The organism is Kamptonema sp. UHCC 0994 (genome assembly GCF_029167235.1).
Taxonomy (GTDB): Bacteria; Cyanobacteriota; Cyanobacteriia; order Cyanobacteriales; family Microcoleaceae; genus Kamptonema.
Window position 1 is genome coordinate 1 of record NZ_JARFTR010000132.1, and the last position, 11,899, is coordinate 11,899.

General features: G+C 43.4%; 14 protein-coding genes. 8 read left to right on the top strand and 6 right to left on the bottom strand.

Annotated features, from left to right (window positions below):
• The first annotated feature begins 127 nt into the window (after positions 1–127).
• The 3 genes from PY364_RS12865 to PY364_RS12875 are packed head-to-tail and all read left to right on the top strand — an operon-like array spanning position 128 to position 865.
• Positions 128–346, top strand: coding sequence for a hypothetical protein (locus tag PY364_RS12865; RefSeq protein ID WP_275523024.1), 219 nt, complete (start codon positions 128–130; stop codon positions 344–346).
• A gap of 44 nt (positions 347–390) precedes the next feature.
• Positions 391–591: a hypothetical protein gene (locus PY364_RS12870; protein ID WP_275523026.1), complete on the top strand. Its 201-nt coding sequence runs from the start codon at positions 391–393 to the stop codon at positions 589–591.
• A 13-nt stretch (positions 592–604) separates the two neighbouring features.
• Positions 605–865, top strand: a complete 261-nt coding sequence (locus tag PY364_RS12875; protein ID WP_275523027.1) for a type II toxin-antitoxin system RelE/ParE family toxin — start codon at positions 605–607, stop codon at positions 863–865.
• 106 nt (positions 866–971) lie between these two features.
• Here PY364_RS12875 and PY364_RS12880 read toward each other — a convergent pair whose 3' ends face one another.
• From PY364_RS12880 to PY364_RS12900, 5 genes are all read right to left on the bottom strand, one after another.
• Positions 972–1,778, bottom strand: coding sequence for a CFI-box-CTERM domain-containing protein (locus tag PY364_RS12880; protein WP_275523028.1), 807 nt, complete (start codon positions 1,776–1,778; stop codon positions 972–974).
• A 23-nt stretch (positions 1,779–1,801) separates the two neighbouring features.
• The gene (locus PY364_RS12885) at positions 1,802–1,939 is read right to left on the bottom strand and encodes a hypothetical protein (RefSeq protein WP_275523029.1); all 138 of its coding nucleotides are present in this window, start codon (positions 1,937–1,939) and stop codon (positions 1,802–1,804) included.
• 44 nt (positions 1,940–1,983) lie between these two features.
• Positions 1,984–2,136, bottom strand: a complete 153-nt coding sequence (locus PY364_RS12890) for a hypothetical protein (protein WP_275523030.1) — start codon at positions 2,134–2,136, stop codon at positions 1,984–1,986.
• 36 nt (positions 2,137–2,172) lie between these two features.
• Entirely contained in the window at positions 2,173–2,370 is a 198-nt protein-coding gene (locus PY364_RS12895; protein WP_275523031.1) for a hypothetical protein, read from the bottom strand.
• Positions 2,371–2,453: 83 nt separating this feature from the next.
• Positions 2,454–2,684 carry a hypothetical protein gene (locus PY364_RS12900; RefSeq protein WP_275523032.1) on the bottom strand — a complete coding sequence of 77 codons (231 nt, stop codon included), beginning with the start codon at positions 2,682–2,684 and terminating at the stop codon, positions 2,454–2,456.
• 164 nt (positions 2,685–2,848) lie between these two features.
• Between PY364_RS12900 and PY364_RS12905 the strand changes: the two genes are divergently transcribed.
• Together PY364_RS12905 and PY364_RS12910 are read left to right on the top strand one after the other, a co-directional pair.
• Positions 2,849–4,225, top strand: a complete 1,377-nt coding sequence (locus PY364_RS12905) for an AAA family ATPase (RefSeq protein ID WP_275523033.1) — start codon at positions 2,849–2,851, stop codon at positions 4,223–4,225.
• Positions 4,226–4,378: 153 nt separating this feature from the next.
• Positions 4,379–7,060 carry an FHA domain-containing protein gene (locus PY364_RS12910; protein WP_275523034.1) on the top strand — a complete coding sequence of 894 codons (2,682 nt, stop codon included), beginning with the start codon at positions 4,379–4,381 and terminating at the stop codon, positions 7,058–7,060.
• Positions 7,061–7,114: 54 nt separating this feature from the next.
• On the opposite strand, the gene PY364_RS12915 is transcribed toward PY364_RS12910, so the two are convergent.
• Positions 7,115–9,370, bottom strand: a complete 2,256-nt coding sequence (locus PY364_RS12915; protein ID WP_275523035.1) for a bifunctional (p)ppGpp synthetase/guanosine-3',5'-bis(diphosphate) 3'-pyrophosphohydrolase — start codon at positions 9,368–9,370, stop codon at positions 7,115–7,117.
• A gap of 365 nt (positions 9,371–9,735) precedes the next feature.
• Here PY364_RS12915 and patD point away from each other — a divergent pair, with 365 nt between their 5' ends.
• The 3 genes from patD to PY364_RS12930 form a co-directional block, all read left to right on the top strand.
• Positions 9,736–10,104, top strand: a complete 369-nt coding sequence (gene patD / locus PY364_RS12920; RefSeq protein WP_275523036.1) for a heterocyst frequency control protein PatD — start codon at positions 9,736–9,738, stop codon at positions 10,102–10,104.
• 70 nt (positions 10,105–10,174) lie between these two features.
• A complete protein-coding gene (locus PY364_RS12925; RefSeq protein ID WP_275523037.1) occupies positions 10,175–10,759 on the top strand; it encodes a zf-TFIIB domain-containing protein in 585 nt (194 codons plus the stop codon).
• A gap of 328 nt (positions 10,760–11,087) precedes the next feature.
• Positions 11,088–11,899: ABC transporter ATP-binding protein (locus PY364_RS12930; protein ID WP_275523038.1), on the top strand; the 812-nt coding region annotated here is incomplete at its 3' end.

Sequence of the window (11,899 nt, forward strand, 5' to 3'; positions counted from 1 at the left end):
TGCGAAATCTCCTGAATACAAGCTGATAGGCGCAATTGTTCTTCGGGAGTTATGCTCATTTTTTTACCTTCGGTAGTCTCTTTATTGTATCTGCTGCCAGTCTTTTTGCAAAATCGGGATGCTCCCTATGTCTACTTATAGCGAGGTACTGAGTCAGGCTCAAAATCTCACTCTTGAAGAGCAACAGCAACTTTTAGAAGTATTGTCAGCATTGATTCGCCAGCGGGTAACAACCCAGACTCAGGGTAGTAGTGAAAAATTGCTTAGTAACAATTTAAAGAGATGGCGCGGTTTTTTGCCGTATCGTGTGGATGCTTTGGAATTCCAGTTGCAACTTAGAAAATAAAATTGCTATAATTTATTGAGAATTCCACAGATTAGGAGATGAATATGCAAGTCAAAGACATGACTGTTGAACAACTGCGAGACTTGATTCAGCATACCGTTGAACAGTGCTTAGAAGAATATTTGGGCGATCCTGATGCAGGTTTAGAAGTTAAGAAAGAAGTCAAGCAGAAATTGTTAGAGTCAATGCAGCGCAAACAAGTAAGAGAAAGCAGCATTGAAGTGGGGAATTTTATCAAAAACTAGGCATAAAATCGTAATGAGTTATTCGGTTGAGTTGACACCAGAAGCTTTGGTTAACCAAGAAAAATTGACTCAGCCTGTGCAGCAGCGTATAGGCAATAAAATCAATTGGTTAGCTGAAAACTTTGAACAAATTACTCCTATGCCTTTGTCGGCTAATCTGGCAGGTTTCTTTAAGTTAAGAGTGGGAGATTATCGGGTGATTTATTCTTTTGATGATGATTTAAGGGTTATTACTATTCACCAGATTGGACACCGAAGAGAAATTTATGATTAACTGAAGGGCGATGCCTGCGGCTGGCTACGCCTACGCACGTTGGAGAAGAGAGGCGCGATCGGTTTTCCTCCCTGCTTCTTAGATAGTTCCTTTTAAAACTCTACTACTAACTTTTAATTCCTTGGCTACGCATCCACTCAGCTAAACGCTCTAACTGCTGCCTTAAAAAGCTCTTGATGACTGGTTGCCTCTTCACATAGTTAGCGATGCTAGGGCTGATATTATAGTATAGGCTGACTAAACCTTGACCAACAGGATTGGTTAAAAGTTTTTTGTCGCGGAAATTGCGAAATGTTTCGATGTCTGGGTGTGTGGAAGTGGAATAAGCTGCTGTGGCGATGAAGCAAGAGCTACTAGAGCTACTAGAACTACTAATACTAACTCCTCTGGATGATAAAAGACATTTGCTATAGGAGCAACATTTATCAAAGTTTGAACACAGTTCTCTGAATATTGGATCATCTGAATTCTCAATGAATTGAGATGGGTTTTTAAATTCGGCTCTAAATTCAGCTAGTAGGGAAGCGTCTTCATCTGATAATTCTATTAATTTACTTATATTTTTATAGGCAATAAATTCATCAACCTTTAATTTATCTTCGTATTTACCAAGAGTTTTTATTATTTCGATCAAATTTTCTACGAATATAAAGTGCTTATGAATTTCCTTGAGTTCACCATAACAAATCTCGATTTGTTTTACTAAGTCAAAAAGCAAAAAAAGTAGAGTAATTTCATCTTCCAGCAAAACTTCAGAATCCTCGTATGTAGCAAGATTAGATATAAACATACCTAAAGCAAAATTATATTCTTTGAGAGCCTTATCATAGTATCCAGCTTGTTGATATTGTTTGCCTTCTGTTGTCGCTATTACGGATTGATTAATACCATATGCTTCCATTATATTGTACATATTTACACTCCTATTTAAAATTATTAATGATACTGAGATGAAACATCGCCCCCTACACCCTCTCCCATCATTCCCACTACCGGATAGTAGATTCGATGGTGCGATCGCCTAACCTTTAGCCTTTCGTATAAATGTTGGCGATCGCAACTTTTCTCAATCAATCCTTAGAGTAGATTCGAGAGAGCGATCGCAACTCCCTGATGATTTACAAAGTCCAACCTTTACCGCGACATTTAGGACAATCAACCTCTCGTTTTGCATCTTCGTAAGTTATCTTTCCTGTCCCATTGCATTTTTGGCAGACTCTCTCCATTTCTTCCTTAGATTTTGGTTGACTTGGTGGTTTTTCATTAGCCATAATTTCACTCCTTTTGCATTCAATATCTAGTTTTACTTAACCGTGATACCGTTCCCATTTTTTCAAGACTTCATCCCAGGATTCGCCCTGAGATTTTAACCAAGTGACAGTTGGTTTTCCACACTTGATACATGGATCGCCTTCGCGAGGATCTTGAGTTCTCTCGCAACTACCACAGACATAATTATCAGCGTCTGGGTCAGCTTGATATGATGCCGTTCTTGGGTAACTCATTTAACCTTTCCTCACTTCTTTAGGGTGTTAACTATTAAGTGTATATTCCAGAAAGCATTTGTTTGGGTATCCTAAGTCATTGGCTACCAACGATCCTTTTCACCGTCTTTATATTCACTATGACGTTTAGGGAATCTTTCTTTAGCCCTGGTAAGAATTTCTTGATAGCCAAGATAATCCTCTTTCAGTAGGTCATGTAGTTCTTTTCTTTCATTTTTTGTTAAGTGTAAATCCTTAACTACGTTATCTACATCTTTGTTTGCTGATTGTTGATTTTGTTTGCCTCTTCCTTCTTCTAGTGGCTTGTTAGACATTTATATTTACCTTACTTACTCACCTAAACGTCAGTGTAGTACAATGATGACTCAAGTAATGTCTGCACTTTTTCCAGACAACCAGATCGGAAAGATCGGAAAAAATGTCGGAAATGTCGGAAAGATCGGATATAATTGGGCAAACTCCACCCAATCGCTGACCTATGGACATCGCAGCAGTCTTAAAACTCGCAGACGAACTAATCTTCGCCAAGACGGGAGAACACCTAGACTATCTGCAAAAGGCTATCCTTGAAGGGACATTCCAAGGTCAAACATACTTGAAAATTGCCGAAGCAACTCACTCCAGTGAAGGTCATCTCAGGGATATCGGTTCGGAGTTATGGAAAATACTTTCAGAGGGATTCGGAGAAAATATTACTAAAAGAAATTTTAGAGCAATATTAGAAAAAGCCAAATTTTACACTAATTTTTCATCAGCTATTGGCAGAGATCATGTAACGGTTAATAACGTCAACATTTGCCCAAAAAAAACGCGAGCGCCCTCATCTCCCCAAAACTCCCAAGAAACCCCAACCCAACCCCACATCGACTTAGGCGACGCACCCGAAATCTTCAACTTCTACGATCGCACTCCCCAACTCACCACCCTCGAAACCTGGATATTACAAGATCGATCTCGTCTCATCGCACTTCTGGGAATCAGCGGAATAGGCAAAACCACCCTTGCACTCCGACTAATAGAACAAATCAAAACTAACTTTGATTACGTAATTTATCGCAGTCTTCGCTTTTCCCCCACCCTCAATACAACACTCACTAATCTTTTACAAATCTTCTCCGACAAAACAGACATTCCGCAAAACATCGAAACCCAAATTTCCCAACTCCTAGACAACCTCCGAAAGTATCGCTGTCTGATTATCCTCGACGACGTACAGATGCTTTTTAGCACCGGACAACTAGCGGGACAATATAAAACTGGATATGAAGATTATCAGCAATTTTTTAAACTAATCGCCGAAGTTTGTCACCACACTTGCTTAATCTTGATTAGTTGGGAAAAAACCAGAGAAATTGCTAAATTAGAAAGAGTAAATAACTACGTACAGTCCTTAGTCTTGGGTAGCTTAGGAACCGCCGCCAAAGAAATTCTCAAACAGCAAAACTTATCAGATGAGGATGATTGGGAAACTTTGATTAATACTTATCAAGGCAATCCTCTCTGGTTAGAGTTAACCATCACGATCGTACAAGATTTATTTGGTGGAAGCGTCTCCGAGTTTTTGCAATGCGACACTGCGATCTTAAGCGAATCTCTGCAAGCACAATTAGACCAACAATTCCAGCGTCTAACCCAGTCGGAAATGGCAATAATGATGCAGTTGGCTGAGGAAAATGAACCCGTTGCTTTGCCGCAAATTATCAAGACAGTACAGTTATCGACCTCAGACTTATTAAATGCTATGCAATCCTTGGGGATGCGGTTATTTCTGGATGCAGAAGAACAGGGTAAAACCACATTTTTTAGTCTCAATCCAGTTATGAAACAATATGTTAAAAATCGGATCATTAAATAGGTAATCTTCAGATGATGACATAATTAACGAATATACGATCAAATTGAAGTGTAACTTAACTTGACGGGTAAACAGAAATAACTTTGCCAAAACATTTGACATAAACAGCCCAAAATGTGAGATAAATATCTTGGCACTGCTAAAAAAAGTCCTATGCCCGCATCTCCCGCCTATATTGAAATCCGCAAAGGCAGCGATCCAATATCGAAATTCTCATTTAACAGCGATGTAATTACCATAGGCCGCGCTACCGACAATCATCTCATCCTCAACGAGCCCTTGATTTCGCGCCATCACGCCCAAATAGTCTGGCAAGGCGATCGCTACCTTCTCACCGACCTCAACAGCACAGATGGCCTCCGCCTCAACAACCTCCAACTCAAACCCAGTAAACCTCACCCCCTCGCAGACGGCGATACAATCCGCATTGGCGGCATCGAATTGCGCTTCAAAATGGCCGCCCGTATTGCCGCAATACCTGTCGTTGCTAACCAAGTAGAAGCAGCTACAGTCGCGGCGAAAATGGGAGAACAAACAGTATTTACTGCCCATTTAGACTTGCGAGGCAGACAGGCGCTAACCATCGGGCGAGATACCAAAAACGATATCCCCCTCAACCATCCAGCCTTATCGCGCTTTCACGCCCGGATCGAACGGCGTAACGGTTCAGTTGTAATTAAAGATTTGACTTCCACCAATGGCACTTATGTCAATGGTAAGGAAGTTATGGGCGATCGCATCCTCAAAGTCAACGATAACATCCGCATCGGCCCCTATCGCTTCGTCTTAAATATCGACGAAACCCTTGTCGGCTATAGCGAAGAAGGCAACCTGCGCCTCGATGCCGTCAACTTAACAAAAATCGTCGGCAAAGGTATCAAAATCTTAGATGAAATCTCCCTGACAATTCACGCCCGCGAATTTATCGTTATCGCTGGAGTTAGCGGCGGCGGTAAATCTACCCTTCTTGATGCCCTCAACGGCTTTCGGCCCGCTACCAGCGGCGAAGTTTTAATTAATGGCGTTAACCTCTACAAAAATTTCAACGCCTACCGCAATGACCTCGGTTATGTCCCCCAAAAAGACATTATTCACACCGAATTAACAGTATATCAAGCCCTCGATTACGCCGCAAAATTGCGGATGCCTGCTGATACAACTAAAGCCGAACGTAAAAAAAGAATCGGCGAAGTTATTAAAGATTTAAACTTAATTGGTCGTGAAAACGTACAAGTTAAAGCCCTCAGCGGCGGCCAACTTAAACGAGTTTCAATGGGTGTAGAACTCCTCACAAAACCCAGCCTATTTTTCCTAGATGAAGCCACATCAGGACTCGACCCCGGCACAGAAAGCGAGATTATGCAATTATTGCGAAAGCTGGCCGATTCTGGTCGCACAATTTTGCTGATCACTCATGCGACTGAGAACGTTATTCTGTGCGACTTAGTAGTATTTATGGCCAAGGGTGGCAAAGTCGCTTACTTCGGGCCGCCAAACGAAGCGCCTCAATACTTTGGCGTGCAGAAATTCAATGAAATTTACCGCAAAGTCGAACACGAAAACTCGCCGGAATATTGGCAGGAACGCTATCTCAGTTCACCACAATATCAAAAATACGTGCGCGATCGCCAGCGGACATTACCCACACCCACACCCGCCCCACCCCAGCAACGCCCCGCCAAGCAACAGCCACCCAATAGAGGTAGGCGAGTAGCGGCGGTGAGGGAATTTGGAATTTTATCGCAGCGCAATATTGCTATTTTACTTCAGGATAAAGCAGGTTTATTTTTGATGCTGGCGATCGCGCCAATTTTAGGATTGCTGGATTTTGTTACCTGGAAACGCGGCATATTTGACGTAGAAAAAGGCGATGCAGGTCAGGCAATTACGATGCTATTTGTCACCGCTTTAATTGCTGTCATGGTCGGCAGTTTAGGCACAATGCGGGAAATAGTTAAAGAAATAGATATCTATCTCCGCGAACGGATGATCGGTCTGCAAATTATTCCCTATATCTTATCAAAAGTTTGGGTAGGCGTACTTTTAGCTTTGTATCAAGCGGGGATTTTCTTACTATTTAAGAAACTAGCCGTAGATATTCCCGGTGGCAATGAAGTTTTAGGCGCAATGTACTTAACGTTAGTGCTTGCCACCATTGCCGGTATGATGATGGGGCTTTTAGTTTCAGCTATTTCGCCTAATCAAAATATCGCGCCTTTGTTAACAATTATCTTTTTAGTTCCACAAATTACCTTTGGTGGTGGAATGTTATCTATAGATGCCTTGGGAGCACCAGGCCGCATTGTTAACCAGGTAACAATTACAAAATGGTCTTTCGAGTCTTTAGTAACGCTAACAAGTTTAGGGCGGAATGTGGCTGAGGATTCCTGTTGGGAATTGCCAGAAAGTGAGCGAAATAAATTAACGCAAGATCAGAAAAAACAGCAGTGTCAGTGTTTAGGAGAAAACCTTTTCAAAAAGTGCCAATTCCCCGGAATTAAGGGTAAATATGACGCTGTTATAGATAGGATAGAACCAGGAAAGCCGGAAGACCCAGGTAAAGCACCGAGTGACCTTCGCGAGTTAGATAACTATGAGCAAAAGGTTGATAAGTATAAATCAGAGATTGATACTTGGCAAAAAGATTACAGCGAATGGAAGGGGAAATATGAGGGAACTATCAAGGGTGGAGAAGCCTTGATTGAGAACTTTTACAACAAATATGGTAAAATGTTCAAGGTGAATGTAACTCTATATTGGGGCATTTTGGTTTTGCAAATGCTGATTATGTTTGCTCTAATTTTCTTTGTACAGAAACGCAAAGATATTGTCTAGAATTTGGTAATGGGTATGGGTAATTGCTAATCCCCATCTCCCCCATCCCTCTTCCTAGTTGCCCTCACTAATTCGCCGCAAATTCAAAACATCACTCATTTTTTTAATTTGCATAGAAGTGCGTTCAAGCTGTTCTTTATCCTGAATATCAACACACAAATCAATCAAAGCAGGTAAACCCGGATAAGTCTTCACACTCGCACTGCGAACGTTTACATGATTGTCCTTTAAATGAGATAAAACATCATTTAGCACACCCACGCGATCCAGAACTTCAATTTGAATATTCACGGGGTAAGTATTAAGACGACCGCCGTTCCGATTGGTAGGATTCCAACTAACAGGTACTAACCGATCCCCAGGAACATTTTCTGTATTAGAACAGCCTTGGCGGTGAATTGAAATTCCGCGATTTTTAGTCACAATGCCAATAATTACTTCTCCTGGGATCGGAGTGCAACAACCGGCCAAATGATACAATAAACCCTCAACTCCTGCAATCGGTGATTTACTCGGAGATGAACTCGGCATCGACCGTGCAGGTGCTACTATCGGCACAGTTAAAACATCAGGAACTACCTCGACTTTTTGCTGTACTAAATCTCGCAGCCGATTTACTACTAGATTTAGTGTCACTTCACCGTAGCCCAAACCAGCTAGCAAATCTTCTACACTGTGGTAATTGAAGCGTAGCGCCACAGATTGCATGGGTTCAGATTTTAGTAAAGATTCAAAGCCATTTTTGCCCAGTTCCTTTTCCAATAATTCTCGGCCGCGTGCCACATTTTCATCGCGATGCGATCGCTTATACCACTGACGAATCCGGTTTTTTGCGCCGCTGGTTTTGACAAAATTCAGCCAGTCCAAACTCGGATGACCATTTTTCTGAGTTAGGATTTCCACAATATCGCCATTCTTTAAAAGCGAGTCCAGCGTCACCATTCGCCCGTTCACTCGCGCACCAGTACAGTGATTCCCAACTTCCGTATGAATGCGGTAAGCAAAATCTACAGGCGTTGCATCTTTTGTCAGCGCCACGACATCGCCTTGGGGCGTAAATACGTAGATATCTTCATCAAATAAATTATCTTTAATGCTCTCTAAATATTCTTCAGCATCCTTAAGATCGCTTTGCCATTCCAGCAGTTGCCGCAACCAGGTAAACTTTTCGTCATCTCCTGTGACCTTAAGATTGCTGGAACCGCCACTTTCTTTATATTTCCAGTGGGCGGCGATCCCGTAATCTGCAATATGGTGCATTTCCACTGTACGGATTTGCACTTCAATGGGGCGGCCGCTATTGCCAATCACGCCCGTATGCAAAGACTGATAGCGATTTGGTTTCGGTAAGCCGATATAGTCCTTGAAGCGACCGGGGATCGGACAGAAAGCATCGTGCGCGATCGCCAAAGCCCGATAACACTCATCCTTACTTTCTACAATAATCCGCACCGCCGCAATATCGTAGACCTGGTTAAACCCCTTCTGTCGCCGCTGCATCTTCTGGTAAATCCCATACAGGTGTTTTGGGCGGCCGCTAACTTCGTAGCACTTAATCCCCACACTATCAAGCCGATTCCGCAGAATGTCCGTCACCTCCGCCAGTTGCGCTTCCCGGTCAGTCCGCTTCTGATCCACCAAATCCTTAATTTCGCAATAAGCTTCCGGTTCCAGGTATTTAAACGCCAAATCCTCCAATTCCCACTTAAAGCGACCAATACCCAAGCGATTCGCCAAAGGCGCAAAGATTTCCCGCGTTTCCAAAGCAATACTACGGCGTTTCTCGTCTGAGAGATGTTCCAGCGTTCGCATATTATGCAGCCTGTCCGCCAACTTCACCACAATCACCCGAATATCCTTGGCCATTGCCAAAAACATCCGCCGAAAATTCTCAGCTTGGCGTTCCGTCTTGCTAGAAAAATTAAACTTAGAAAGCTTCGTCACCCCCTCCACCAACTGTCGCACCTCAGCGCCGAACCGCAGTTCTATATCCTCAAGCGTGACATCAGTATCCTCAACGATATCGTGGAGGAAGCCAGCCGCAACCATCGCGCTATTGCCGCCTAAATACCGCAGCATCCCGGCTACGGCCACAGGATGGCAGATGTAGGGCTCACCAGATTTGCGATACTGACCCTCGTGGAGCTCGTTGGCAAATTTAAAGGCCCGACAAATTAAAGCATTATCCGTCGAACAAGTCGCGATCGCTCCCGACGACTGACCATCGGCATCCCCATTGAGACATTCTTGTAACCAATCAGGAATGTTACAGTCAGTTGAGATTGATGGAATCAGAGTATTGGCATTCATAGGAGTCAGGGTTTAAAAGTTATAAATAGATAGTGCGACAGAAGTCGCTTTCCGGTGGAACAGCAAAATTTCTGTATCTAGGTATACTAAGCTAAAATTGACACCTAATAGTTAATCTGAAAAAGATCCTGTATTTTTCTGTCAACTATAGCTATCTAAATTGAGAAGAACCACCCTCGTAGGGAGGAAAAAATCTGATTTTGGGCAAATACTCTGGTTAGTTGCCCTTGCCTTGTAGAATTAAGAACGTTTTGGGAGTATCAAGTACAGCGATCGCTACTTAGCCTGAAAGCAGACAAAGCTTAGCTAAAAGCCCAGACAGACCATCTACCTTAATTATAGATATAAATTTCTTTACATTTGTTATGTTGTCCAAAAATCGCCCCCAGCACTACCAGCAATTCAAGCAAGTTCTCCAAGAGCTGCAAAGCGTTGCTACACAGGCTAATCTAGATCGGACAGCGCTCTTGGCAACTTTTGGAGAAGTGCAGCAATTTTTCGCAGGGCAAATCATGGGTTCAGACAGCGACGGGCTAGATCCGCCAGAAACACCGTTAGAGCAGTCATACCTGACAGAAATGCACAAGCAATTGCGCTTGTTGGGGATGGATATAACATTTTTGCAAGCGTCGCGGGTACTGGCGACAGCCCAGACGAGACAAACAGCAGCAAGCGATCGCATTCAGACCCTAATTGGCTACTGCGATGCCCTCCTGCAAAAGTGTACAGAATAAATAGGCTGCCGCGATCGCAGCCAAAGTATAAACCAGAAATAGGAATTATCGAGCCAAGGAGAAAACAGCCGTGCAATGTCCAAAATGTAAGCATCCGCAGTTAGAGGAAGGAATGTTAAACGACCACCTAGCAGTGAAGTGGTGTCCTAACTGCTACGGCATCTGGATACCCTCCAAAGAATATCAAGGTTGGCAAGAATATCAGCGTCAATGGCCGAGCAAATCCCAGCCAAAAGGGAATGTCAGCCCCGACTTTGCGCCCTCACCCTATGACTCCAAAGCTGCAATGTGTCCAGACGACGGACAATATCTATCGCGAGCCCGAATTCCCTTCACCAAAACCCCCGTTTATGTAGAACGTTGTAGCGTTTGCGGTGGCATTTGGTGCGACAGCGGTGAATGGGAAACTCTGGAAAGTATGGGACTCCACGCCCAAATTGAGCAGATGTTTTCTAGCACCTGGCAAGCAAAAGCTCGCCAGCAAGAGCTTGCCGAAAGAGAACGCCAAGGCATAGTTGATAAACTAGGGGAAGAATTATCTCAATATGTCTTTGCACTAGCAGAAGTTTTGGAAGATCATCCGAATGGAGATTTTGCAGCTTCCTACATCTTGCGAAGATTTGAAAGTAAGCGCAAAGGTCTTCCGGCTAAATAGTTAACTGTTAACTGTTAACTGTTAACTGTTAACTGTTAACTGTTAACAAAGAGTTGAGTTTTATGCCTCAACAAAACCTAATATCAGCGTTGTCATTGCGTTGGCGTAGCCTGCGCGTAGCGCTTACGAAGTGAAGCAATCTTTCCCGTCATTGCGAACACAGTGAAGCAATCTTTCCCGTCATTGCGAACACAGTGAAGCAATCTTTCCCGTCATTGCGAACACAGTGAAGCAATCTCTTACCCTAGATTTCACGTAGAGACTGCGTAAGTCGCGTAATTGCTAATTGCTAATCCCTCCCTCTCTTCCCTATCTCCTATCTTCAGTTATGACTAATTCCCTGTTTTGTGTCGAAAATTTGCGGGTAGCTTATCCAGAGCGAAATCAACAATCTAGTTGGGCAATTGATGACGTATCGATGATGCTGGAATCTGGGGAAAAATTGGGATTAGTTGGGGAATCTGGGTGCGGTAAGTCAACGTTAGGACGTGCGACGATGCGGCTTTTGCCCAAGTCTACACAAATTCAGGGTCGAGTTACCTTTTCCGGGGAATCTGTGTTTGATATGAACCCCGAACAGCTTAGACGGTTTCGCGGCGAAGCGGTATCATTAGTTTTTCAAGATCCGATGACTCGCCTCGATCCTTTGATGACAATTGGGGAACATTGTATTGAAACTCTCAAAGCTCACGAACCGAAATTATCGCGATCGCAAGCCAAAGATCGAGCCATAGAAACTCTAGATGCAGTGAAAATTCCAGCTTCTCGCTGGTCGCAATATCCCCATGAATTTAGCGGCGGAATGCGACAACGGGTAGCGATCGCCTTAGCTGTTCTTCTCAATCCTAAGCTAATTGTTGCGGATGAACCGACTACAAGTTTAGACGTAACAGTAGCCGCTCAAATTTTAAAAGAATTAACGCGGCTTTGTGAAGAGCGGGGGACATCGATATTGTTAATTTCCCACGATTTGGCGATGGTGGGCGAATATTGCGATCGCATTGCTGTGATGTACAACGGCAAAATAGTAGAAACTGGCCCCGTTGAGTCTGTCTTCCAAAATCCCCAACATGAATATACGCGATCGCTGCTTAAAGCAGCTTTGCACATTCAAAAGGAGCAGGAGAGCGGGGGAGAGGG